The 25,351-nt window shown below is 69.3% G+C and carries 19 protein-coding genes; 14 read left to right on the top strand and 5 right to left on the bottom strand.

From position 1 onward, the window contains the following. The first annotated feature begins 30 nt into the window (after nt 1-30). The 3 genes from ACFQRD_RS01055 (at nt 31) to ACFQRD_RS01045 (ending at nt 5,690) form a co-directional block, all read left to right on the top strand. Nucleotides 31-768, top strand: coding sequence for a hypothetical protein (locus tag ACFQRD_RS01055; protein WP_377019038.1), 738 nt, complete (start codon nt 31-33; stop codon nt 766-768). A 105-nt stretch (nt 769-873) separates the two neighbouring features. Then, nucleotides 874-4,434: a DNA polymerase III subunit alpha gene (dnaE, locus tag ACFQRD_RS01050; protein ID WP_377019039.1), complete on the top strand. Its 3,561-nt coding sequence runs from the start codon at nt 874-876 to the stop codon at nt 4,432-4,434. A 50-nt stretch (nt 4,435-4,484) separates the two neighbouring features. Next, nucleotides 4,485-5,690, top strand: a complete 1,206-nt coding sequence (locus ACFQRD_RS01045; RefSeq protein WP_377019040.1) for an acyl-CoA dehydrogenase family protein — start codon at nt 4,485-4,487, stop codon at nt 5,688-5,690. An 85-nt stretch (nt 5,691-5,775) separates the two neighbouring features. On the opposite strand, the gene ACFQRD_RS01040 is transcribed toward ACFQRD_RS01045, so the two are convergent. Next, the gene (locus tag ACFQRD_RS01040) at nt 5,776-7,341 is read right to left on the bottom strand and encodes a flotillin family protein (protein WP_377803295.1); all 1,566 of its coding nucleotides are present in this window, start codon (nt 7,339-7,341) and stop codon (nt 5,776-5,778) included. 218 nt (nt 7,342-7,559) lie between these two features. Here ACFQRD_RS01040 and ACFQRD_RS01035 point away from each other — a divergent pair, with 218 nt between their 5' ends. Beyond that, a complete protein-coding gene (locus tag ACFQRD_RS01035; protein ID WP_377803294.1) occupies nt 7,560-8,963 on the top strand; it encodes an MFS transporter in 1,404 nt (467 codons plus the stop codon). Nucleotides 8,964-9,164: 201 nt separating this feature from the next. Here ACFQRD_RS01035 and pgi read toward each other — a convergent pair whose 3' ends face one another. Further along, nucleotides 9,165-10,862 (bottom strand): glucose-6-phosphate isomerase, encoded by a 1,698-nt coding sequence (pgi, locus tag ACFQRD_RS01030; RefSeq protein ID WP_377019042.1) that lies wholly within the window; start codon nt 10,860-10,862, stop codon nt 9,165-9,167. A 290-nt stretch (nt 10,863-11,152) separates the two neighbouring features. On the opposite strand from pgi, the gene ACFQRD_RS01025 reads away from it, so the two are divergent. From ACFQRD_RS01025 to ACFQRD_RS00995, 7 genes are all read left to right on the top strand, one after another. After that, the gene (locus ACFQRD_RS01025) at nt 11,153-12,793 is read left to right on the top strand and encodes an ABC transporter substrate-binding protein (RefSeq protein WP_377794522.1); all 1,641 of its coding nucleotides are present in this window, start codon (nt 11,153-11,155) and stop codon (nt 12,791-12,793) included. A 168-nt stretch (nt 12,794-12,961) separates the two neighbouring features. After that, nucleotides 12,962-13,891, top strand: coding sequence for an ABC transporter permease (locus ACFQRD_RS01020; protein WP_377019043.1), 930 nt, complete (start codon nt 12,962-12,964; stop codon nt 13,889-13,891). After that, nucleotides 13,881-14,834, top strand: a complete 954-nt coding sequence (locus tag ACFQRD_RS01015; protein ID WP_377019044.1) for an ABC transporter permease — start codon at nt 13,881-13,883, stop codon at nt 14,832-14,834. The genes ACFQRD_RS01020 and ACFQRD_RS01015 overlap by 11 nt, the downstream gene beginning before the upstream one ends. Continuing rightward, nucleotides 14,831-16,705 (top strand): ABC transporter ATP-binding protein, encoded by a 1,875-nt coding sequence (locus ACFQRD_RS01010; protein WP_377803293.1) that lies wholly within the window; start codon nt 14,831-14,833, stop codon nt 16,703-16,705. Before ACFQRD_RS01015 ends, ACFQRD_RS01010 begins: the two co-directional genes overlap by 4 nt. 192 nt (nt 16,706-16,897) lie before the next feature. Further along, a complete protein-coding gene (gene typA / locus ACFQRD_RS01005) occupies nt 16,898-18,820 on the top strand; it encodes a translational GTPase TypA (RefSeq protein ID WP_377019046.1) in 1,923 nt (640 codons plus the stop codon). Nucleotides 18,821-18,824: 4 nt separating this feature from the next. Next, nucleotides 18,825-19,262 (top strand): hypothetical protein, encoded by a 438-nt coding sequence (locus tag ACFQRD_RS01000; protein WP_377019047.1) that lies wholly within the window; start codon nt 18,825-18,827, stop codon nt 19,260-19,262. An 18-nt stretch (nt 19,263-19,280) separates the two neighbouring features. Beyond that, nucleotides 19,281-19,862, top strand: coding sequence for a CDP-alcohol phosphatidyltransferase family protein (locus ACFQRD_RS00995; protein WP_377803292.1), 582 nt, complete (start codon nt 19,281-19,283; stop codon nt 19,860-19,862). Here the strand turns inward: ACFQRD_RS00995 and ACFQRD_RS00990 are convergent. Continuing rightward, nucleotides 19,801-20,076, bottom strand: coding sequence for an acetyltransferase (locus tag ACFQRD_RS00990; protein WP_377803291.1), 276 nt, complete (start codon nt 20,074-20,076; stop codon nt 19,801-19,803). The genes ACFQRD_RS00995 and ACFQRD_RS00990 overlap by 62 nt on opposite strands. 253 nt (nt 20,077-20,329) lie before the next feature. Here ACFQRD_RS00990 and fdxA point away from each other — a divergent pair, with 253 nt between their 5' ends. Genes fdxA through ACFQRD_RS00975 form a run of 3 tightly spaced genes read left to right on the top strand, consistent with a single transcriptional unit; the run spans nt 20,330 to nt 23,283 of the window. Then, complete coding sequence (fdxA, locus tag ACFQRD_RS00985; RefSeq protein ID WP_377019050.1) at nt 20,330-20,659, top strand: ferredoxin; 330 nt, start codon at nt 20,330-20,332, stop codon at nt 20,657-20,659. A 3-nt stretch (nt 20,660-20,662) separates the two neighbouring features. Then, on the top strand, nt 20,663-21,832 hold the full coding sequence (gene dapC, locus ACFQRD_RS00980) for a succinyldiaminopimelate transaminase (protein ID WP_377803290.1): 1,170 nt from the start codon (nt 20,663-20,665) through the stop codon (nt 21,830-21,832). 53 nt (nt 21,833-21,885) lie between these two features. Beyond that, a complete protein-coding gene (locus ACFQRD_RS00975) occupies nt 21,886-23,283 on the top strand; it encodes a citrate synthase (protein ID WP_377803289.1) in 1,398 nt (465 codons plus the stop codon). 108 nt (nt 23,284-23,391) lie between these two features. Here the strand turns inward: ACFQRD_RS00975 and ACFQRD_RS00970 are convergent, their stop codons facing one another. Further along, nucleotides 23,392-24,267: a hypothetical protein gene (locus ACFQRD_RS00970; RefSeq protein ID WP_377019270.1), complete on the bottom strand. Its 876-nt coding sequence runs from the start codon at nt 24,265-24,267 to the stop codon at nt 23,392-23,394. A 79-nt stretch (nt 24,268-24,346) separates the two neighbouring features. Then, nucleotides 24,347-25,345, bottom strand: coding sequence for a 2,3,4,5-tetrahydropyridine-2,6-dicarboxylate N-succinyltransferase (dapD, locus tag ACFQRD_RS00965; RefSeq protein ID WP_377803288.1), 999 nt, complete (start codon nt 25,343-25,345; stop codon nt 24,347-24,349). Nucleotides 25,346-25,351 lie beyond the last annotated feature (6 nt).

Raw genomic sequence — 25,351 nt, 5'->3', positions numbered from 1 at the left:
CCCGAGTCGCGGAGCGGCTACCGTCGAGGCATGAGCGACGAGCAGACCTCCGGTGCGCTGACCCCATCCCGGGACGCGGCCCTGGCAAGGCCGGACTTCCCCTTCGCCCGGGTCGCGCGCCGCCTGGGCATCGACCCGGCCGGCGCAGAGGTGACCCTGCGCGACGACGATCGCGCCCGCGCAGCGATCGCGGAGGCCGCCCGCGCCTACCTCGAGGCCGACGACGCCCGCCGGGCCGGCCGGTCGCCGTCGACGCCCATCGCCCTGGACCCGGACTTCCCGACCGGGGTGGGTATGGCGCTGGTCGGCGCAGCGGTGCTGTGGGACGCGCGCGAGCTGGTGCCGCGCATCGCGCTGCGCGTGGCCAAGGACCATTACGAGGACGGCGCCGACGAGCTCGCTGCGAGCTACATCGCCCTGGTCCAGGAATCGGTCGACCCCGGCGAGAGCAGCACGGACGATGCGTCGGCATGGGCCGCCCAGTCCCTGCTGGTCGCCGTGCTCCAGCGCTCCGGCGACCCGGCCCAGGCCGACGAGATCGCGCGTGACCTCGCCGCCCACGCAATCCCCCTGGACCTGTGGCGCGGTGACGACCCGACCCTCCCGGACGACTCGATGGCCTGGCACGGCGGCGCCTTCGTGGGCGGCATCCCCCCTCGCCGCGACGAGCGCAGCCTCAGCTTCGAGGATGTCCACGACTACATGAACACGCTCCTGTCGGACATGCGCCGCGAGCAGGAGGCCGAAGGCGACGACTCGGGGACCTGAGCCCGCTATTCCCGACACGCCGGACTCGCCGAGGTGACCTCCCCGACGGGTCGGACCGGCCCCGGCGCGGCGCGTCGCAGGGCCTGACTGGCTACCCTGGAACGCATGTCCGACGACTTCGTGCACCTCCACGTCCACACCGATTACTCCCTGCTGGACGGGGCGGCGAAGATCGACAGACTCGTCGAGGAGACGGTCCGCCAGGAGCAGCAGGCCGTGGCCATCACGGACCACGGGTACCTGTTCGGCGCCTACGAGTTCTACAAGACGGCGAAGAACGCCGGGGTCAAGCCGATCATCGGGCTGGAGGCCTATGTGACGCCCGGGACCAGCCGTCACGATCGCACCCGTGTCCAGTGGGGGACCCGCGAGCAGCAGATCGCCGGGGACGATGTCTCCGCTCGTGGCGCCTATACCCACATGACGCTGCTCTCGCGCAGCACCGCGGGCATGCACAACCTCTTCCGGCTGGGCTCGGAGGCCTCGCTGGACGGCCAGATGGGCAAGTGGCCCCGGATGGACCGCGAGATCCTCTCGAAGTACTCCGACGGGCTGATCGCGACCTCCGGCTGTCCCTCCGGCGAGATCCAGACCCGCCTTCGCCTGGGCCACTTCGACGAGGCGGTCAAGGCGGCCGGCGAGTTCCAGGACATGTTCGGTAAGGAGAACTACTTCATCGAGCTGATGGACCACGGCCTGTCCATCGAGCAACGGGTGACCAAGGATCTGCTGGCGGTGGCCAAGGCTGTCGGCGCCCCGCTGGTGGCGACCAACGACCTCCACTACGTGCGCGAGGAGGACGCCACCATCCAGGACGTCCTGCTGTGCATCAACTCCGGGTCGCGCCTGAGCGATCCCGACCGCTTCAAGTTCGGCGGCTCCGGCTACTTCCTGAAGTCCGCCGCCCAGATGCGCGAGCTGTTCCGCGAGTTCCCCGAGGCCTGCGACAACACGCTGCGCATCGCCGAGATGTGCGACGTCCACTTCCGCACCACGGACGAGGGCGCGAACTACATGCCCAACTTCCCCACCCCGCCCGGGGAGGACGAGGAGTCCTGGTTCGTCAAGGAGGTCCAGCGCGGCCTGGAGTACCGCTACCCGATGGGCATCCCCGATGCGGTCAAGCAGCGTGCCGACTACGAGGTCGGCATCATCCTGCAGATGGGATTCCCCGGCTACTTCCTGGTCGTCTCGGACTACATCAAGTGGGCCAAGGAGCAGGGCATCCGCGTGGGGCCGGGCCGTGGCTCCGGCGCGGGCTCGATGGTCGCCTACGCCATGCGCATCACCGATCTCGACCCGCTCGAGCACGGGCTTCTGTTCGAGCGGTTCCTGAACCCCGACCGCGTCTCCATGCCCGACTTCGACGTCGACTTCGATGATCGCCGTCGCGGCGAGGTCATCGAGTACGTGGAGCGCAAGTACGGTGACGACCGCATCGCACAGGTCATCACCTACGGCGTGATGAAGACGAAGAACTCCCTCAAGGACGCTGCTCGCGTCCTGGACTACCCGTACGCGATGGGCGACCGTCTCTCCAAGGCGCTGCCGCCGACGGTGATGGGCAAGGACATCCCGATCAAGGGCATCTTCGACCCCGATCATCCGCGCTACGCCGAGGCGGGGGAGTTCCGCAAGATCCACGACGAGGACCCCGACGTCCAGAAGGTCGTCGAGATCGCCAAGGGCGTCGAGGGCCTGACCCGCGGCTGGGGCGTCCACGCCTGCGCGGTCATCATGTCCAGCGACCCGCTGATCGACATCGTGCCGATGATGCGCCGCCCCTCCGACGGCCAGATCATCACCCAGTTCGAGTACCCCACCCTGGAGACCCTCGGGCTGCTGAAGATGGACTTCCTGGGCCTGCGGAACCTCACCGTCCTCTCCGACGCGGTCGACAACATGGCGCGCAACGGGAAGACCCCGCCGGATCTGGAGCAGCTGCCCTTCGACGACGAGAAGACCTACGAGCTGCTCCAGCGCGGCGACACCCTGGGCGTCTTCCAGCTCGATGGCAGCGGCATGCGCACGCTGCTGCGGCAGATGAAGCCCGACCAGTTCGGCGACATCACCGCCGTCTCCGCGCTGTACCGCCCGGGGCCGATGGGCATGAACTCGCACACCAACTACGCGCTGCGCAAGAACGGGCTGCAGGAGATCACCCCGATCCACCCCGAGCTCGAGGAGCCGCTCGCCGAGATCCTCGGCGAGACCTACGGGGTCCTGGTCTACCAGGAGCAGGTGATGCAGACGGCGCAGAAGGTCGCCGGATACAGCCTCGGCCAAGCCGACATCCTGCGCCGCGCGATGGGCAAGAAGAAGCTCGCGGAGCTGGACAAGCAGTACGTCTCCTTCGAAGCCGGCATGCGGGAGAACGGGTACTCCCCGGAGGCGGTCAAGGCCCTGTGGGAGACGCTGCTGCCCTTCGCCGACTACGCGTTCAACAAGTCCCACTCGGCCGCCTACGGCGTGGTCTCCTACTGGACCGCCTACCTCAAGGCCAACCACCCCACCGAGTACATGGCGGCCCTGCTGACCTCCACCCAGGAGAACCGCGACCGTCTGGGCCTGTACCTCGGGGACTGCCGCCACCGCGGCATCACGGTGCTGCCGCCGGACGTCAACGAATCCGACCTCTACTTCTCCGCCGTCGGCGACGACATCCGCTTCGGTCTCTCGGCGATCCGCAATGTCGGCGCCCACGTGGTCGAGGAGATCATCAAGACGCGGGAGGAGAAGGGCGCCTTCACCTCCTTCACGGACTTCCTGGACAAGGTCCCGCTGTCGGTGTGCAACAAGCGCACCATCGAGTCCCTGATCAAGGGCGGCGCCTTCGACTCCCTGGGCGCGAACCGCCGCTCCCTGGTGCTGATCCATGAGGACGCGGTCGATTCCGTGGTCGACGTCAAGCGCAAGGAGGCCCAGGGCCAGTACGACCTGTTCGCCGACGTCTTCGGAGGCGCCGGCGGTGGTGACGACGGGGTGGCCACCGGCTCGGCCGCCACCATCGTCGTCCCCGACGTCCCCGAGTGGGACCGCAAGGAGAAGCTCGCCTTCGAGCGCAACATGCTGGGCCTGTACGTCTCGGACCACCCCCTGTACGGCCTCGAGCACGTCATCGCCCAGAACTCCTCGACGTCGATCAGTGCGCTCGCCGACGATGGCGCCGTCGAGGACGGCTCCATGGTCACCATCGCCGGGCTGATCACGTCGCTGCAGCGCAAGACCACCAAGAAGGGCGACATGTGGGCCATCGCCACGGTCGAGGACCTCGAGGGCTCCATCGACTGCCTGATGTTCCCCTCGACCTACCAGACGGTGGCCACGGAGCTCGCCGAGGACCTCATCGTCTCGATGAAGGGTCGGGTGGACACCTCCAAGGGCATGCCCGAGCTGCGCGTGATGGAGATGTCGATCCCGGAGACGGGCGCAGGCCCCGACGGGCCCGTCGTGATCGCTCTGCCGGCGATGCGCGCCACCAGTGCTGTCGCCGAGAAGCTGCGTGGGGTGCTCGAGGACAACCCCGGCTCCAGCGAGGTGCGTCTGCGCCTGCAGGAACCGGGACGCACCACGCTCATGCAGCTGGACAAGCGCCTCTCGGTGTCGCCGTCGGCCGCACTGTACGCCTCCCTGAAGGCCCTGCTGGGCCCCAGCTGCCTGCAGTGACGGCGCTGCCCGGCGTGCTGGAACGGGGCGCGCTGGATTAGCGTAGGTCCATGAGCATCGCCGACGACCTGCTGCCCGCCTCCCTGCTGGACACGTTCCGCGAGCGCGCCGTGATCCACGACCGGGAGAACACCTTCCCGGAGCAGGATCTCGCGGATCTGCGCGAGCGCGGCTACCTGCGCCTGCTGGTGCCGGTCGAGCTCGGCGGTCTCGGCGCGAGCCTGCTGGAGGCGACCCAGGTCCAGCGGCGCCTGGCGCAGGCCGCGCCGGCCACGGCGCTGGCGATGAACATGCATCTCGTGGTGACCGGTGCCTCCCTGCACGCCCACCGGCTCGGAGCCGGCTCGGTGCGCACGATGCTCGAGGACGCGGCGGCGAACCGTCTGTTCGCCTTCGGGATCTCCGAGCCCGGCAACGAGGCCATGCTGTTCGACTCCTCGACCCGGGCCGACGCCCGGCGCGACGGCGGCTACCAGGTCAGCGGCACCAAGATCTTCACCTCCCTCGCCCCCGTGTGGGACCGCCTCGTGGTCCACGGCCGGCTCGCCCGCACCTCCGAAGTCGATCCTCGCCTGGTGTTCGGCGTGATAGAGCGCACCGACGCCGTCGAGACGGTCCCGGACTGGGACACGCATGGGATGCGGGCCACGCAGTCGTGCACCACCGTGCTGGACCGGGCCCCGATCGCCGCGGACCGGGTTCTGGCGCTGACCCCCGTCGGCCCCAATCAGGACCCGTTCGTGATGGGCATCTTCGGTGCGTTCGAGTTGCTGATCGCCTCGGTGTACACCGGCATCGCAGAGCGCGCGATCATCGTCGGCGCGGACCTCGCCACCACGCGCCGCAACGTCACGCGCGGCATCGTCCACGCCGACGACCCCGACATCCGCTGGCGCCTCGCCGACGCCGCGATCGCCGTCGACGGAGTGGTCCTGCAGATCGACAAGCTCATGGCCGACCTCGACGCGCTGGGGCTGGGGGAGAGCGGCGTCGGCGTGACCGACCACGGCCCCAAATGGTTCCAGCACTTCTCCGGGGTGAAGTCCCGAGCCACCGAGGTCGCCATCGGCGCGGTCGACCAGGTCCTCCGCGCCAGCGGCGGGGCCCAGTACTTCCGGCGCAGCGAGCTCGAACGGCTCTCCCGGGACGTGCGTGCCGCGATGTACCACCCCTCCGACGCGGAGTCCGTGCACGCCTCCTACGCGAAGTCGCTGCTGGGCGAGATCGGCGGCACGCGGCCGGTGCTGCCGCGATGACTGCACGTACGACGATCGCCCCGGCCCTCCAGGAGGAGTGCCGGGGCGATCGATGGCCTCGCGGAGGCGCTTGACCTGAGCGGGCTCAGGAGCTCTCGTCGGCGGGAACGGCGAGGTCGTCCGCCGGCTCGGGAGCGGTGGACGACGATGCCGCGTCGGCGGACTCGGACTGCTCGCGCACCACGCGACCGCCCTCGGCGGCGCGCTGGAGGGTGTCCTGGAAGTCCACACCGGTAGTGGACTTGACCATGTCGAGCACCTGGGCGAGACCGACCGAGATGTTCTGGCCGATCTTGGCCTCCCCATCGGTGGAGAACACCGAGAGGTTGTCGATGTTCGAGTAGGGCGCCGCCAGCTCATTGGCGACGGACGGCAGCACCTCGAGCACCTGCGCGAGGACCGCGGCGTCGTTGAACTGCTTGTACGCCTCGGCACGGGCACGCGTCGTCTCCGCCTCGGCGTCACCCTTGGCCAGGATGGCGGCCGCCTCGGCCTCACCCTTGGCACGCAGCGAGTCGGCTTCGGCCTGACCCTCGAGCCGGACCGCCTCGGCGTCCTTCGAACGACGCTGCAGCTCGACCTCGGCCTCGGCCCGGCCCCGGGCCTCGATCGAGAATGCTTCCGCCTCGGAGGTGACCTTGCGGGCCTCCGCGCGGTTGCGCTCGTCGGTCAGCTCCGCCTCGGACTGCGCCACGCGGGCGTACTTCTTGGAGTCGGCGTCCTGCTGCTCGGCGTAGCGTTTTGCCTCGGCCGGCTTGTGAACCTCGGCGATCAGCTGCTTCTCGCGCAGGTCGTTGTTGCGGACCGCGATCAGCTCGTCCTGCTCGATGATCTTCTGCTGCTGCGCGGCGCGGGCCAGCGGACCGGCGGCGTCCGCGATCGCCTGACGGGCGTCGGTCTCCTCCTTGATCTCGGCCTGGCGCAGATCGAAGGACTGCTTCGATTCCGCCTCCTGCTGCAGGTTGAGGTTCTTCGCCTGGGTGGACTCCCGGTTGGCGTCCGATTCGGCGATGGCGGCGCGCTTGGCCACCAGGGCCGCCTCAGGCCGGCCCCAGTCGCGCAGGTAGGAGCCGTCGTCTTCGATCGCGGAGATCTGGAAGGTGTCGATGACCAGGCCCTGGTTGTTCATCGAGTGCTCGGCCTCGGCCTGGACCTGGTTGGCGAAGGACGCACGATCGCGGATGATCTGCTCGACCGTCAGCGTGCCGACGACGGCGCGCAGGGTGCCCGAGAGGATCTCCTGGGTGTAGTGGTCGATCTGCTGCTGCTGATCGAGGAAGCGCTGCGAGGCCTTGCGGACATCCTCGATATTGCCGCCGACCTTGACCTGCGCCACCCCGCGCAGTCGCAGGAAGATGCCGTTCATCGAGTAGCCCTCGACCTCGACCGGGATCTGGCGCGAGCTCAGGCTCAGCACGAACGCGCGGTCCACGATGGGCCGTACGATAGCGCGACCGCCGATGATCACACGGGCGCTGCCCGATTCGAGATCGATGTCGCCGGTCGGGCTGGTCTTCGCATTGCGGCCGGTGATGATCAGCGCTTCGTTCGGAGCCGCGATCCGATAGCTGCGCATCAGCATCACGGCCAGGATCAGGACCGCGACGAGCAGCACCGCCGCGCCGCCCAGGATCGGTATGAGTGCTTCCATGGAGTCCCCTCAGTCAGTAGTGGGCGGATCTGCTCCGTCCGAGACCCGCCGAGGGACAGTCTTCCATCGAACGCCGCTGTATGGCGGTCGATCTCAGAACCGGACCAGATGCCGCTGACCTGGGGCGATACGCTAATCGCCGGCACGGCCCCAGCGCTCGTCTCACGATGTGTGCAATTAGTCCGCATGATGGGATATGCGGGCTAGGGTCGGCGCTCGTGAACAGCACTCCGCCTTCTCCTCACCTCACGTCCGCGCCTGCGGCGGCACCAGCCAACACGCGCGGGCGCGTCATCACCGCGTCGATGGTCGGCACGACGATCGAGTTCTTCGACTTCTACGCGTACGCCACTGCGGCGTCCCTGGTCTTCCCGCAGCTCTTCTTTCCCACCCAGACCCCGGCGAACCAGCTGCTGAGCTCGTTCGCGGTCTTCGGAGTCGCGTTCGTGGCCCGGCCGCTGGGCTCCCTCATGTTCGGTCACTTCGGGGACCGCGTCGGTCGCAAGACCACGCTGGTGGCGAGCCTGCTGGTGATGGGCATCGCCACGTTCCTGATCGGTGTGCTGCCCACCGCATCGACGCCCGGCTTCGCGTTCCTGGCGCCGGCCATCCTGGTCCTCCTGCGCTTCTGCCAGGGCGTGGGTCTCGGCGGGGAGTGGTCCGGCGCCGCGCTGCTGGCGACCGAGAACGCCCCGCCGGGCAAGCGCGCGCTGTACGGGACGTTCCCGCAGCTCGGCGCGCCGATCGGGTTCATCCTCTCCAACCTGCTGTTCGTGGTCCTCAGCGTCACGATGACCGACGAGCAGTTCATGACCTGGGGCTGGCGCCTGCCGTTCCTGCTCTCGGCCATCCTGGTCGTGGTGGGCCTCTGGGTGCGGCTGAAACTCATGGAGAGCCCGGCGTTCCAGAAGGTCATCGACGAGCAGCGGGTCGCCGCGGTGCCGATCGCCCGGGTCTTCCGCACCGCCTGGAAGCCGCTGATCCTGGCCACCATCGCCATGGTCGCCACCTACGTGCTCTTCTACCTGATGACCGCCTTTCTCATGGTCGTCGGCACCACCGTCGCCGACGAGGAGACCGCCCGCGCCGCCGCCGAAGCCGCCGGCAACGAATTCAATCCCGACGCCTTCACGCCCGGCCTCGGCTATGAGCGGCCCGAGTTCCTGACCATGCTGATCATCGGCGTCGTGTTCTTCGGGATCTTCACCCTGGTCTCCGGTCCGCTCGCGGACCGGATCGGTCGCCGCAAGCTGCTGCTCGGCGTCACCGCCGGGATCGCCGTCTTCGGCCTGCTGATCGAGCCTCTGATCCACGCCGGCACGATCGGTGTGATGGCCACGCTGATCCTCGGATTCACGCTGATGGGCCTCACGTTCGGACCGATGGCGGCGTTCCTCCCGGAGATGTTCACGGCCGACGTCCGCTACACCGGCAGCGCGGTCAGCTACAACATGGCCTCGGTGATCGGAGCCGCGCCCGCCCCGTACGCGATGATCGCGCTGTGGCAGCTGATGGACGGTCCGCTGTGGCTGGTGGGCGGCTACCTGACGCTCGCCGCATTCATCACGCTCGCCGCACTGCTCATCGGCAAGGAGACCCGCGAGATCGACTACCTGGCGTGACTGCGTGACTGCGTGACTGCGTGACTGCGCGACTGCGCGGCTGCGCGGCTGCTGCGTGCGCGGTCACGTGGTCGACGAGCACGGTTCACGTCAGAAGAGGGCGGCCCCGTCAGGGACCGCCCTCTTCCGGCGCTCAGGTTCCTGCGCTCAGCGTGTCGGGGCCCGGCGCGCTCGACCGAGCGCCCGGCGCCCGCGCGCCGCTCAGCTCTCGCGGTGGCTGCGGTAGTAGCGGATCAGCGAGGCCGTCGAGGAATCCTCGCTCCCGATCGCCGCGTCGTCCCCGGCCACGGCCGCACCGAGGTCCTTGGCGAGCTGCTTGCCGAGCTCCACGCCCCACTGGTCGAAGGAGTTGATGCCCCACACGACGCCCTGGACGAACGTGATGTGCTCGTACAGGGCGATCAGCTGGCCCAGCACGGACGGCGTGAGCTTCGGCGCCATGATCGACGTGGTGGGACGGTCGCCGGAGAACTCCCGGGCGGCCACCAGCGGTCCCTCCGTGCCTTCGGCCCGTACCTCCTCGGCGCTCTTGCCGAAGGCCAGCGCCTTGGTCTGGGCGAAGAAGTTGGCCAGGAACAGCTCGTGGACGTCCTGGTCCCCGTCGGCCAGCGCGTGGTTGGGCGTGGCGAAGGCGATGAAATCGGCCGGGACGATGCGGGTGCCCTGATGGATCAGCTGGTAGAAGGCGTGCTGACCGTTGGTGCCGGGCTCGCCCCAGAACACCTCGCCGGTCTCCGTGGCCGCGGTCGAGCCGTCCCAGCGCACGGACTTGCCGTTGGATTCCATGGTCAGCTGCTGGAGGTAGGCCGGGAAGCGGTGCAGGTACTGGGAGTAGGGGAGGACCGCATGGGTCTCCGCCTCCAGGAAGTTCACGTTCCACACGTTGATCAGGCCCATCAGCAGCGGCACGTTCGCCTCGGCCGGCGCGGTGCGGAAGTGCTCGTCCATCGCGTGGAAGCCGGACAGCAGCTCCTCGAACACCTCCGGGCCGAGCACGACGGCCAGCACCGTCCCGATCGCGGAGTCCACGGAGTAGCGGCCCCCCACCCAGTCCCAGAAGCCGAAGGCGTTGTCAGGATCGATCCCGAAGGCCTCGACCTTGTCCAGCGCGGTGGAGACGGCCACGAAGTGCTTGGCCACGGCCTCCTTCTCCTGCTCGGGCGTGAGCGCGGCGTTCTCCCGCAGGCCCGACAGCAGCCACTGACGAACCAGGCGCGCGTTGGTGAGGGTCTCCAGGGTGGTGAAGGTCTTCGACGCGACGATCACCAGGGTGGTCTCGGGGTCGAGGTCCTCGGTGGTGGCGTAGGCGTCGGTCGGGTCGATGTTCGAGATGAAGCGGGCCTCGAGGCCGTCCTGGGCCAGGGGACGCAGCGCTTCGTAGACCATGACCGGTCCCAGGTCGCTGCCGCCGATGCCGATGTTGACCACGGTCCGGATCGGCTTGCCGGTCACGCCGGTCCACTGGCCGGAGCGGACCGCGTTCGCGAAGTCGTACACCCGGCGCAGGGTGGCCTGGACGTCCCGATCGATCTCCTGGCCGTCCACGACCAGGGCGTCCGGGGTGCCGACGGGCCGACGCAGCGCGGTGTGCAGCACGGCGCGGTCCTCGGTGGTGTTGATGTGCTCGCCGGCGAACATCGCGTCACGGCGCTGCTCGACGCCGACCTCACGGGCCAGCTGCTGGAGCAGTTCCATGGTCTCGGGGGTGATCAGGTTCTTGGACAGGTCCACGTGGAGGTCGGCGGCCTCGAGGCTGAAGCGCTCCGCGCGGTCGGGATCGGCGTCGAACCATTCGCGCAGGGAGCCGGTCAGCTCGAGGTCGTGCGCCTCGAGCGCCTCCCAGGCGGCGGTGGAAGTCGGGTCGACGGGGGCGGACGAAGCGGCGTTCGAAGCAGTCATACCGCCATTGAACACCGTCGGCCGCGATCGCCGACACCCCGCGGGAGTCGCGTCGAGCGCCCCTGTGCGCATGTGTGCTGTGCGCGCCCTGCCGCGCTCGACTCCGGGCGGACCGCCGCGCTGGACATCTGCGGGGCGGGCGCCGTGCGACAGGGCGAGGTGTCGCGGACGAGACCGAAGCGTTACCGACAGGTGGACTGTCGTTGACAGCCGAGGGTGCACACTGGCTTAAGCGTCGTGTGTGACGAAGCACGATGACCACAGCCCGAGTCATCTCCGAGGAGACCCCCATGGCCTTTTCCCGACGATCCCTCATGTTCGGTACCGCAGTCACCGGCGCTGCCGCGACCCTCGCCGCCTGCTCCGGTGGGGGAGACGGTGGCGGTTCCGGCGACGGCGGAGGATCCGGCGAGCCCGTCCTGGCCAATGGCACCGAGCCCCAGAACCCGCTGATCCCCACCAGCACCAACGAGGTCGGTGGTGGCCGCGTGGTCACGTCGATCTTCTCCGGGCTCGTGTACTACACGGCCGAGGGCAAGGTCGAGAACGAGATGGCCGAGTCCATCGAGTCCGAGGACAACCAGACCTGGACCATCACGCTGAAGGCCGACCAGAAGTTCTCCGACGGCACGCCGCTGACCGCGAAGAACTATGTGGACGCCTGGAACTTCGGGGCGAACGCCACCAACGCTCAGCTGAGCAACTCGTTCTTCGAGCCCATCGAGGGGTACGACGAGGTCTCGGCCGACGACGCCACCGAGGACATGACGATGTCCGGCCTCGAAGTCGTCGACGACACCACGTTCACGGTCAAGCTCGTCTCGCCCCAGTCGGACTTCCCGAGCCGCCTGGGCTACACCGCGTACTCCCCGCTGCCGGAATCCGCCTTCGAGGACATGGAGGCCTTCGGCGAGAAGCCCGTCGGCAACGGGCCCTACATGGTCGACACCTGGACCCACGACTCCGAGATCGTGCTGGTCCCGAACCCCGAGTACGCCGGCGCCCGCCCGGCCCAGAACGCCGGCGTCACCTTCGTGATCTACGCGGACAACGACACGATGTACAACGACCTTCAGTCGGGCGCCGTGGACGTCACCGACCAGATCCCGGACTCCGCGCTGGAGTCCTTCGAGGACGAGCTCGGCGACCGTGCGGTGAACGCCCCCGGAGCGGTGTTCCAGTCGTTCACGATCCCCAACTACGACCCCCAGTTCCAGGGCGAGGTCGGCAAGCTGCGGCGCAAGGCGATCTCCTACGCCATCGACCGTGACTCGATCTGCGAGAACCTGTTCTTCGGCACCCGCACCCCGGCGACCGACTTCGTGGCTCCGGTGATCGACGGCGGTGGCCAGACCGATATCCCCGGCGCCGAGGTCCTCACCTTCGACGAGGCGCAGGCTCAGGAGCTGTGGGCCCAGGCGGAGGAGATGGAGCCCTTCGAGGGACCCTTCACCCTGTCCTACAACGCCGACGGTCCGCACCAGAGCTGGGTCGAGGCAGTCTGCAACTCGATCTCCAACGTGCTGGGCATCGAGGCGTCCGGACAGCCGTTCCCGGCCTTCGGCGAGTTCCGCGAGCAGATCACCAACCGCGAGCTCGAGGGATCGTTCCGGTCCGGCTGGCAGGCCGACTACCCGTCGGTCTACAACTTCCTCGGACCGCTGTACTCGTCCGCCGCGGCCGATGGCGGCGGCAGCAACGACGGCGACTACAAGAACCCCGAGTTCGACGCCCTGCTCGAGGAGGGCCTGGCCGCTCCCGACCAGGATGCCGCGCTGGAGAAGTACAAGGAGGCTCAGGCGATCCTCCTCGAGGACCTGCCGGTGATCCCGCTGTGGTACCAGAACACCTTCGGCGGTTACTCGGACCTGGTCTCGAACGTGGAGTACGGATGGGACACGGTGCCGCTGTACTACGAGATCACCAAGTGATCCTCTGTGACGGATCAGACGTCGTTGCGGTCTGAACCGAACTGATCCGTCACACCCGTCAGCGGGGATCGGGCCGAGCCCGGTTCCCGCTGTCGTGCGCCCGGTACCCTTCGTCCCGGGCTGCCCGCCGGGGCCTGTGCCCCGAATCCGACGTCGAAAGCGAACAACGTGATCTGGTACATCGTGCGGCGATTGCTGCAGATGATCCCCGTGTTCCTCGGTGCCACCCTCATCGTCTATCTGATGGCCTTCGCCTCCGCCGGCGATCCCATCGCGACGATCGCCGGGGACAAACCCATCTCCGCGGCCATCGAGGACCAGCTGAGGCAGCAGTACAACCTCGACAAGCCGGTCCTGATCCAGTGGCTGATCTACCTGGGGAACCTGGTCCAAGGCGACTTCGGCGTCGGCTTCAACGGCCGGCCCATCGCGGATCAGATCGCCGCGGCGTTCCCGGTCACGTTCCGGCTCGCGATCATGGCGGTGGTCATCGAGGCAGTCTTCGGTGTGATCGCCGGCGTGATCTCCGGGCTGAAGAAGGGCACGCTGATCGACACCACGCTGCTGATGGTGTCCCTGCTGCTGATCGCGGTGCCGACCTTCGTCATCGGCTTCGTCGCCCAGTTCGTGCTCGGCGTCCAGCTGGGCGTGGTGCCCGTCAATGTCGGCCGCGACCCGTCCTTCGTGAACCTGCTGGTCCCGGCCACCGTGCTGGGAGCCGTCTCCTTCGCCTACGTGCTGCGCCTGACCCGCACCTCGGTCGCCGAGGTCGCCACGGCCGACCACGTCCGCACCGCGACCGCGAAGGGCCTCTCCCGCGGCGGCGTGATCACCAAGCACATCCTACGCAACTCGCTCATCCCCGTCGTCACCTTCATCGGTGCCGATCTGGGCGCCCTCATGGGCGGGGCCATCGTCACCGAGCGCATCTTCAACATCAGCGGCATCGGCTCGCTGCTCTTCCGGGCCATCAACGACGGTGAGAGCCCGCTGATCGTCTCGATCGTGACGCTGCTGGTGATCATCTTCCTGCTCGCCAACCTCATCGTGGACCTGCTCTACGCCGTGCTCGACCCGAGGATCCGTTATGCCCAGTGAAGCCCGCGCCATCCGCCCCTCGGCGGAGCACTACGTCGCGCCGCTCGAGGAGACCCCGCTGCAGGCCGTCGACGCCGTCGACACCACCGCGACACCGCGTTCGATGTGGGGCGAGGCCCTGCACAGCCTGATCCGCAACCCGGTCTTCATCATCTCCGCGATCATGATCCTGGGACTGCTGTTCATCGCCGCGTTCCCCGGCGTGTTCACGGATCAGGACCCGACCTACGGCGACCTCTCGCAAGCGCGGGAGGAACCCAGCGGCGAACATCCCTTCGGCACCACGATCCAGGGCTACGACGTGCTCGCACGCACGCTGTACGGGGCCCGCGCCTCGGTGACGGTCGGCTTCTTCACGATGATCCTCTCGACGCTGATCGGCAGCGTGCTGGGCTCGATCGCGGGCTTCGTCGGCGGCATCTTCGACGCGATCCTCTCCCGCGTCACCGACATCTTCTTCGCGGTCCCCCTGATCCTCGGCGCCATCGTGATCGGCAACCGCTTCGACAACATCAACGTGTGGATCGTGGTCCTCGTGCTCGGCATCTTCGGATGGACCAACATCGCCCGCATCATGCGCGGCTCCGTCATCTCGGTGAAGAACCAGGACTTCGTGACGGCCTCGACGGCACTCGGCGCCTCACGCACGTCGATCCTGCTGAAGCATGTGATCCCCAACGCGATCGCCCCGGTGATCGTCACGGCCACCGTGAACCTCGGCGTGTACATCGTGGCCGAGGCGACCCTGACGTTCCTCGGCGTCGGGCTGCCGCCCTCGGCAGTGTCCTGGGGCGGGGACATCTCCACCGCGCGGGACGCTCTGCGCTCCCAGCCGATGATGCTGTTCTACCCCTCGTTGGCGCTGGCCATCACCGTTCTGAGCTTCATCATGCTCGGTGACGCCGTGCGCGACGCCCTCGACCCGAAGGCGAAGAAGCGATGACCACCACCTCTCCGCAGTCCCAGCCCTTCTCCCAGCCGGAGAACCCGGGAGGGAAGCCGGCCGAGCCCCTGCTCGAGCTCTCCGATCTCGAGATCACGTTCACGACCTCCTCGGGTCCCGTGCAGGGCGTCCGGGCCGCGAATCTCGAGGTCTATCCCGGCGAGACCGTCGCGATCGTGGGCGAGTCCGGATCGGGCAAGTCCACCACCGCGATGAGCATCGCCCGGCTGCTGCCCGAGAACGGTTCGGTCACCGCCGGCTCGATCCGCTTCGCCGGACGGGACATCACCGATGTGCCCATGCGCGAGATCCTCGCCCTGCGCGGCAGCGAGATCGGACTGGTCCCGCAGGATCCGATGAGCAACCTCAACCCCATGTGGAAGGTCGGCTCCCAGATCCAGGAGGCTCTGACCGCGAACAACGTGGTCAAGGGCTCCGCCGCGCACGAGCGGACCATCGAGCTGCTGAAGGAGGCCGGCCTTCCCGATGCGGAGCGCCGCGCCAACCAGTACCCGCACGAGTTCTCGGGCGGCATGAAGCAGCGTGCGCTGATCGCGATGGGCCTGGCCGCGCGCCCGAAGCTGCTCATCGCCGACGAACCCACCAGCGCCTTGGACGTCACCGTCCAGCAGCAGATCCTCGACCATCTCGACTCGCTGACCAAGGAGCTCGGGGTCGCGGTTCTGCTGATCACCCATGACCTCGGCCTCGCCGCCGAGCGCGCCCAGAACCTGGTGGTCATGTACAAGGGCCGCGTCGTCGAGGCCGGCCCGGCGCTGGAGATCCTGCAGAAGCCGCAGCATCCCTACACCAAGCGGCTCATCGCGGCCGCGCCGTCGCTGGCCTCGCGCCGACTGGTCTCCGTCAGCGAGCGCGAGCGCACCTCCGCCGAAGCCCGGCGCCATGCGGCCGAACGGGACGACGCTCCTGGTCAGGGCTCCGACGACGAGGCGGTGATCCAGGTCGAGCACCTGACCAAGGACTTCCCGATCCGTGGGGCCGTGCCGTGGAGATCCACGCCGTTCCGCGCCGTCGACGACGTCTCCTTCGAGCTCCAGCGCGGCACCACCACGGCGATCGTGGGGGAGTCCGGCTCCGGCAAGTCGACCGTCGCGCAGATGGTCCTGCGGCTGCTGAAGCCCACCTCCGGCCGCGTGCTCTTCGAGGGCAAGGACGTCACGACGCACTCGCGCCGGGAGCTGAAGACGCTGCGCAGCAAGGTGCAGCCGATCTTCCAGAACCCCTACGGCACGCTGGACCCGATGTACTCGATCTATCGCACCATCGAGGAGCCGATGCGGCTGCACGGCATCGGCGATGCCAGGAGCAGGGAGGCCAGGGTGCGCGACCTGCTGGAGAAGGTCTCGCTGCCGGCCTCGATGATGCAGCGCTACCCCAACGAGCTCTCGGGCGGTCAGCGCCAGCGCATCGCGATCGCCCGCGCCCTCGCCCTGGACCCGGAGGTCGTCATCTGCGACGAGGCGGTCTCGGCGCTCGACGTGCTGGTCCAGGCCCAGGTGCTCGACCTGCTCAATGATCTGCAGGCCGAGCTGGGACTGTCCTATCTCTTCATCACCCATGACCTCGCGGTGGTCCGCCAGATCGCGGACCGCACGCTGGTCATGGAGAACGGCGAGGTCGTCGAGCAGGGGACCACCGACGAGGTCTTCCACGATCCGCAGCAGGACTACACGAAGCGCCTGCTCGCGGCGATCCCCGGCCGGACCATCCCGCTCGCGGGGGCCGAGACGATCGACGTCGACGCGCCCGCGGAGACGACAGCGGACACGACCGCGCACGACGCGGGGGAGACCGCCGATCCGCGACCGGACGACGTGATCGATCCGTTCTCGCAGTCGGGCCACGTCTGACCCCATGGCGCCCGCGGGATCGCGTTCGCGGTCCCCGGGGGCGCCATGGCGTCGAAACTCTCACTCCCTCGCCCCTGGGACTCGGCGCCCAGGCCGGTAGGATCGCTATGGCCCTGGAGCGGGCCGCACCCTGTGCGGCCGGGCGCTGCTCGGTCCGTGACCCGTCCCGCGACCCGAAACGAGCCTTCACGCATGACTCCCCGCCTCCGCACAGACCTGCGAAACGTCGCCATCGTCGCCCACGTCGACCACGGCAAGACGACCCTCGTCGACGCCATGCTCACCCAGGGTGGCGCCTTCGGCGACCACGACACGCACGACGAGCGGGCCATGGACTCCGGTGAGCTGGAGCGCGAGAAGGGCATCACGATCCTCGCGAAGAACACCGCGATCCGCTACACCGGCCCCTCGGCCGCCGCGGCCGGCGAGCCCGACGGCATCACCATCAACGTCATCGACACCCCCGGCCACGCCGACTTCGGCGGCGAGGTCGAGCGCGGCCTGTCCATGGTCGACGGCGTCGTGCTGCTGGTGGACTCCTCCGAGGGCCCGCTGCCGCAGACCCGTTTCGTGCTGCGCAAGGCGCTCGCGGCGAAGCTGCCCGTGATCCTGGTGGTCAACAAGGTCGACCGTCCCGACGCCCGCATCGACGAGGTCGTGGGAGATTCCACCGACCTCCTGCTGGGCCTGGCCTCGGACCTCGCCGAGGAGATGGACGACATCGACCTCGACGCGGTCCTGGACGTGCCCGTCGTCTACGCCTCCGGCAAGGCCGGTCGCGCCTCGACCACCAAGCCCGCCGATGGCGAGCTGCCCGAGGACACCACCGTCGAGCCGCTGTTCAAGACGATCCTCGAGTCGATCCCCGCCCCCAGCTACGACGACGAGATGCCGCTGCAGGCGCACGTGACCAACCTCGACGCCTCCCCGTTCCTGGGCCGTCTCGCGCTGCTGCGCATCAAGAACGGCGAGCTGACCAAGGGCGCGCAGGTCGCCTGGTGCACCCGCGACCAGACCGTCAAGCAGGTCAAGATCACCGAGCTGCTGGAGACCAAGGGGCTCTCCCGCGAGCCCATGACGCGCACGGCCCGCCCGGGCGACATCGTGGCCGTCGCCGGCATCCCCGACATCATGATCGGTGAGACCCTCGCCGATCTCTCGGATCCGCGCCCGCTGCCGCTGATCACCATCGACGATCCGGCGATCTCGATGACCATCGGCATCAACACGTCCCCGCTGGCCGGCAAGAACGGCAAGGGGCACAAGCTCACCGCCCGCCAGGTCAAGGACCGCCTGGACTCGGAGCTGATCGGCAACGTGTCCCTCAAGGTGCTGCCCACCGAGCGCCCCGACGCCTGGGAGGTCCAGGGCCGCGGCGAGCTGGCCCTGGCGATCCTCGTCGAGCAGATGCGCCGCGAGGGCTTCGAGCTGACCGTGGGCAAGCCCAAGGTGCTGACCCGGGAGATCGACGGCAAGGTCCACGAGCCGGTCGAGCGCATGATCGTCGACGTGCCGGAGGAGTACCTGGGCACCGTCACGCAGCTGATGGCCTCCCGCAAGGGCCGCATGGAGACGATGTCCAACCACGGCTCCGGCTGGGTCCGCATGGAGTTCGTGGTGCCCTCCCGCGGCCTGATCGGCTTCCGCACCCGGTTCCTCACCGAGACCCGCGGCAACGGCATCGCCTCCTCCTTCGCCGAGGGCTTCGAGCCGTGGATGGGGCCGATCGAGTTCCGGGCCACCGGTTCCCTGGTCGCCGACCGCCCCGGCACGGTCACGCCGTTCGCGATGATCAACCTCCAGGAGCGCGGTTCCTTCTTCGTCGAGCCGACCAGCGAGGTCTACGCCGGTCAGGTCGTCGGCGAGAACTCCCGCAACGAGGACATGGACGTGAACATCACCAAGGAGAAGAAGCTGACGAACATGCGTGCAGCCTCCTCCGACTCCTTCGAGAACCTGATCCCGCCGCGCCGGCTGACGCTCGAGGAGTCCCTCGAGTTCGCCGGCGAGGACGAGTGCGTCGAGGTCACCCCGGAGATCGTGCGCATCCGCAAGGTCATCCTCGACGCCAACGAGCGCTCGCGGGCGAGGGCGAAGGCCAAGGCCGGGCGGTGATGCGGTGACGGCGCCGCAGCGCGGGCCGGGGGTCACGGTCGACACGAACTCCCTCGCCGCCCGCCTCACGCAGGCGACGATGGCGATCGTGCTGGCCGTCATCTCCGTGCTGCTGATGGTGACCACCCATCGCGTGCGCCTCGAGATCGGCGGCGTCGACTGGCCGGCCGGCCTGCTCTTCGGCGGCGCATTCCAGGTCGTGGCCTGCGTGTTCCTCTACGCGGCGACCGGATCCCGGCTGCCGGTGGTGGTGCTCGGCTGCCTGTGGGGACTGCTCGCCTCCCCGTTCCTCGGCCGCGGAGCGGGCGGTGGGGTGCTGATGCCCGCGGTGATCAGCGAGCAGACGCAGTACTCGGGATGGATCGTGCAGGGCCTCGGCGTGGCGATCCCGTTCGCCGTGGCGCTGGTGGTCACGCTGCGGCGGCGGCTGTCCGCGCGCTGATCGGGGACAATGATCACCATGAGCTCCGCGCGTCGCCCCGATTGGGCGACCCTTCCCAATGCCGTGACTCTGGTGCGCCTGGTGCTGCTGGTGCCGGTCTGCGTGCTGCTGGCGGGAGGGCCGGACACGGTCGCTGTCGTCCTGCTGCTGCTGTGGGCCTCGACGGACTGGGTCGACGGCGTGCTGGCCCGTGCGCTGAACCAGACCAGCCGCACCGGGGAGATCATCGATCCGATCGCTGATCGGCTGGGGCTCGGGGCGATCGTCCTGACCATCACCCTCACGGGGCTGCTGCCCTGGCTGGCGCTGGTGGTGATCGTGGTCTCGGACGTCGCGGTCGCCCTGCTGGCGAGCCGGGCGGCCCTCGGTCGCCGGATCTCGGTCTCCGCACTCGGGAAGGTCCGCACGTTCGTGCTGATGGCCGCGGTGCTGCTGCTGGCCGCGGCGGCCGCCTGGGTGCCCGGTCTGCTCCCCGCGGTCCAGGCACTGCTGTGGGCCGGCGTGGCGATGCACGTGGTCGCCAGCGCGGACTACGTCCTCAGGGCGCGTCGGGCGCCGCGCGCCGCACCGGCGGGGGAGGGACCTCCTTCGCCGCGATGACCAGCCGTCGCGGGATCCGCACCTGGCCGCGCTTGGTCATCACCCGCACCTCCGCGTCGTCCGTCGTCAGGACGGTGCCCAGTGCGTCGGTCATCGATTCTCCGTGGGGCGAGGACTCGCGGTCGATCGCGTAGCGCAGCACCACGCGCCTGCCCGTCAGCAGGAAGGGCGCCCAGCCGGCACGCACCCGGTGTCCGTCGCGGATCGTCATCATGCAGTGCTCCTCGTTCGAGCGGTGGTTCGTTCCCCGGCGGTCCCGCTCAGCGCGCTGCCCGGGGCGTCCGGCCGACATCGTCTCAGGATGTCCGGCAGACATCGTGCCAGCACCTCGGCCGGAGACCGTGGCGAGGGTATCGCCGCCGGCCGTGTTCGTCGCGTCACGTCCGGCCCGCAGACTCTCGGTCGGCGGGCCGGTCCCGGCGCGGAATGAGATGATGGGGTCCGTCGCCGAGAGAAGGATGCTGCTCATGACCTATGTCATCGCGCTGCCGTGCGTGGACGTCAAGGACCGCGCGTGTGTGGACGAATGCCCGGTGGACTGCATCTACGAGGGCAACCGGATGCTCTACATCCAGCCCGACGAATGCGTGGACTGCGGAGCCTGCGAACCCGTGTGCCCGGTCGAGGCGATCTTCTACGAGGACGACACCCCGGACCAGTGGGCCGAGTACTACAACGCCAACGTCGACTTCTTCGACGACCTCGGTGCGCCGGGCGGCGCCGCCAAGATGGGCGTGATCGACAAGGACCACCCCCTCATCGAAGCCCTGCCCCCGCAGCCGAACCCGCTGGGCTGATCCGTGGCCGTCTCCGACCCGCAGGCCACCACCCGTCGCGGACTCGCCGGCCGCCTGCCCGCGTTCCCCTGGGACGCGCTGGCCACGGCCAAGAAGCGCGCCGCCGGTCACCCCGGGGGGATCGTCGACCTCTCCGTGGGAACCCCGGTGGATGCGACGCCGGCCTCGGTGCAGCAGGCCCTGATCGAGGCCGCGAACCGCCCCGGCTACCCCACGACCGTCGGCACCCCCGCCCTGCGCGAGGCCCTGGTGGACTTCGTGGGCCGCCACCGCGCGGCCCCCGCCCACCTCGGCACGGACGGCGTGCTGCCGACCGTCGGCTCCAAGGAGCTGGTCGCGCACCTGCCCTTCCAGCTCGGGCTCGGCCCGGAGGACGCCGTGGCGTTCCCGCGCATCGCCTACCCCACCTACGACATGGGCGCCAGGTTCATCGGCGCCGAGTCGATCGCCGTGGACATGGCGGCCCTGGCAGCGCACGGGGACGCGGCGCTGCCCGATCCGTCGGCCGTCTCCCGCATCCGCCTGCTGTGGCTGAACTCCCCGTCGAACCCGACCGGGGACGTGCTCGATGCCGCGCAGATGGCGGCGATCGTGGCGTGGGCGCGCGAGCGCGGGATCATCGTCGCCTCCGACGAGTGCTATGCCCTGCTGCCGTGGACGGTGGACGAGGTGCCCTCCGTGCTGGACCCGCGCATCAGCGGCGGCGTCCTGGACGGCGTGCTCTGCGTGTACTCGCTGTCCAAGCAGTCCAACCTCGCCGGGTACCGCGCAGCCTTCGTCGCCGGCGACCCGCAGCTGGTCGGAGAGCTGGTGGCCGTGCGCAAGCAGGCCGGCATGATGCTCCCCGGGCCGATGCAGGACGCCATGACCGTCGCCCTCGGCGACGACGCGGCCGCCGCCGCCCAGCGTGAGATCTACCGCGGCCGCCGCGACGTCCTGGAGCCGGCCCTGCGCGCCGCCGGGGGAGAGATCCGCGGCTCGCAGGCGGGACTGTACCTGTGGACGACCTTCGCCGAGCCGGCGATGAGCACCGTCGACCGGCTCGCGGACGCCGGTGTCCTGGTCGCTCCGGGGATGTTCTATGGTGAGGGGGGCGATGTCTTCGTCCGTGTCGCTCTGACCGCGACCGACGAGCGGATCACCACCGCCGCCAGGCGCCTCGAGCGCCTCTGATACCTGCGCCGCCGGCGCCACCCACAGGTCCCACCACGCACAACGGAGAGCCCATGGATCACGAGACGTCCTCTGCCCAGCTCACGCTCGGGGACAAGTCCCTCGACCTCCCCCTCGTCCCCGCCGTCGAGGGGAACTCCGGCATCGGGATCGGGCCGCTGCGCAAGGAGACCGGAGAGGTCACCTACGACCCCGGTTTCATGAACACCGCCAACGCCAAGTCCGCGATCACCTACATCGACGGCGACGAGGGCGTCCTCCGCTACCGCGGATACCCCATCGAGCAGCTCGCGGAGAAGTCCTCCTTCCTGGAGGTCTCCTACCTGCTGATCCACGGGGAGCTGCCCACCAAGGGCCAGCTGGAGAATTTCGAGGCCCAGGTGGAGCGGCGCACCCTGCTCGACGAGCGCTTCAAGCGCATGTTCGACGGGTACCCGCGCGACGCCCATCCCATGGCCGTGCTGCAGGCGGGCGTCTCGGGGCTGTCGACCTTCTACCAGGACTCCCTGGACCCCTTCAACGAGGAGCAGACCCGACTGTCCACCGTGCGCCTGCTGGCGAAGGTGCCGACGATGGCGGCCTACGCGCATCGCATCGCCCAGGGCCACGCGCTGCTGTACCCGGACAACCGGCTCTCGCTGATCGAGAACTTCCTGCGGCTGACCTTCGGCTTCCCGGTCGAGGACTACATCGCCGACCCCGTCGTGGTGCGCGCGATGGAGCAGCTGCTGATCTTGCACGCGGACCACGAGCAGAACTGCTCGACCTCCGCGGTGCGCCTGGTCGGCTCCGCGCAGGCGAACCTGTTCACCTCGATCTCCGCCGGCATCGGCGCGCTCTCGGGCCCCGCCCACGGCGGCGCCAACGCGGCCGTGATGGAGATGCTCGACGAGATCCAGGAGCGTGACCTGGATCCGCGCGAGTTCATGGAGAAGGTGAAGAACAAGGAGGACGGCATCCGGCTGATGGGCTTCGGCCACCGGGTGTACAAGAACTACGATCCTCGCGCCCGCTTCGTCAAGAAGATCGCCGACGACGTGCTCGAGACGCTCGGCGTCCACGACGAGCGTCTGGAACTGGCGATGAAGCTCGAGGAGATCGCGCTGAACGACGACTACTTCGTCGAGCGCAGGCTCTACCCCAACGTCGACTTCTACACCGGCATCATCTACAAGGCGATCGGGTTCCCGACGCACATGTTCACGGTGCTGTTCGCGATCGGCCGCCTGCCGGGCTGGATCGCGCAGTGGCAGGAGATGATCCACGACCCGGAGACGAAGATCGGCCGTCCCCGCCAGATCTACACCGGTCACGCCGAGCGCGAGTACGTGCCGATGGAGTCCCGCACGGGCACCACGGAGCTGCGCCTGGAGCAGCTCGCCTCGGAGCTCGAGGAGGAGCGGCGCGCCCAGCAGGAGAAGCTCGCCCAGGAGCGCCGTCTGGACCACTGAGACCGAACCGCTCCCGCCGGGGACAGCACGACACCGCAGACCCGCCGCAGCGCATCGACGATGCGCCGCGGCGGGTCGTTCGCGTCGGGCGGGCCGGTGGCGCCGCGGTCAGGTACCGCTGACCAGCACCACGACGCGGTCGGGGTCGCCGCCGGCAGCCTCGCCCCAGACCGCGGCGTCATCCCCGCGCAGGCTGCGGTCCCATATCCGGCCCTGGTAGGAGACCTGCACGACGCCGTCCTCCGCGGCGCGGGCCACGGCCCAGTTGGCCACCGCCCAGCCCCGCCCCTCGTCCCCGCCGGGGTCGACCACCAGCGCGGTCGCTCCGGCGCCGGCGGGCAGCTGCGGGGCCACCGATCCCGCGCCGGCGAGGGATGAGGTCAGCGCTCCGGAGTCCGTCAGCCGCGGGAACTGGCGCTCCAGCTGCGCGCTGACCTGCTCGGGGGAGACGGTGCTGCCGACGGCGCCCAGTGTGCAGACGAGGTTCGGGCCCGACTGGCCGGTCAGCGCGGAGGCGTACAGGCGGCCCTCGGTCTCATGATCGCGGTACGCCTCGGGGTGACCGCTGCGCTGGACCCGCTGGGCGACGTCGTTGATGTCGGCGCTGGTGTATCCCTCGATCTGCTCGAGCGCGTCGTAGAAGGCGTTGGTCGCATAGAGCGGATCCAGGAGCTCCTCCTCGCTGCCCCAGCCCTGTGAGGGCCGCTGCTGGAACAGCCCGAGCGAGTCACGGTCGCCGTAGTCGATGTTGCGCAGCTGCGACTCCTGGTAGGCGGTCGCCAGCGCGATCGACGCCGCCCGCGGCGGGAGGCCCCGGTCCACCGCTACCGCGCTGATGAGGGCGGCATTGGCCACGCGCTCGGTGGAGTAGCGGTGGCTGGTGCCCAGGCCGGTGGCCGTGCAGGTGCCGTCGTGCGCGGGTGAGCCGTAGCGCTCGAGGGCGAGGTAGGAGCCTCCGGCGATCCCGGCCAGCAGCAGCACCATGGTCAGCGGGATCGCCAGGTGCCGGACGAAGCCCCCGCGGGAGCGGGCGGTGCGTGCCACCTGATGCCCCCTTCGACCGTCAGTTCGCGTGCAGGGCGGCGTTGAGCTCGACGGTCTGACCCTGACGGGCGACGGCCTCGACCGCACCGGTCAGGGAGTTGCGGCGGAAGAGCAGGTTGGCCGTGCCCGAGAGCTCTCGGGCCTTGACCACGTGCTGCTCGCCCTCGGCGCCCCCGTCGGCCGCCTTCTCGCCGACCACGATCACCTTGGTGCCGGCGGTGAGGTAGAGACCCGCCTCGACCACGCAGTCGTCGCCGAGGGCGATGCCGATGCCGGCCTCCGCACCCACCAGCGAGCGACGGCCGATGCGCACGCGCTCGGAGCCGCCGCCGGAGAGGGTGCCCATGGTCGAGGCGCCGCCGCCGACGTCCGAGCCGTCCCCGACCACCACGCCCTGCGAGATGCGGCCCTCGATCATCGAGGTGCCCAGCGTGCCGGCGTTGAAGTTCACGAAGCCCTCGTGCATGACGGTGGTGCCCTCGGCCAGGTGCGCGCCCAGCCGCACCCGGTCCGCGTCCCCGATGCGCACGCCCGTGGGAAGGACGTAGTCGACCATGCGGGGGAACTTGTCGAGGCTGAACACGGTCGGAGTGCGACCGGCGGCGACGAGCCGCAGCCTGGTCTCCTCGAAGCCGGGAACGGCGCAGGGGCCCTCGGACGTCCACACCACGTTGGTCAGCGCCGAGAACAGGCCCTCGAGGTTCTGGGCGTTGGGCTGGACCAGGCGGTGGGAGAGCAGGTGCAGGCGCAGGTACGCATCGGCGGGGTCGGCCGGCGCGGCGGTCAGGTCGATGCTGCGCACCACGACCTCCTGCGTCGTGCCCCGTACCTCGTCGGCGTGGGCGGCGGCGCCGAGCTGGGCGTACAGGGGGTGGGATTCGGGTGCCTCCGGGGCGTCGCCGAGCTGGGGGGAGGGGTACCAGGCGTCCAGCGTGGACCCGTCGGCGGCGATCGTGGCGAGCGCGATGCCCCAGGCGTGGGTCGCGGCGGGAGCGGTGGTGTCCGTCGTCGTAGTCATGGGGAG

Source organism: Brachybacterium sp. GCM10030268, from assembly GCF_042666305.1.
In the GTDB taxonomy this organism is placed as follows: Bacteria; Actinomycetota; Actinomycetes; order Actinomycetales; family Dermabacteraceae; genus Brachybacterium.
This window is presented reverse-complemented; position numbering and strand designations above follow the sequence as displayed.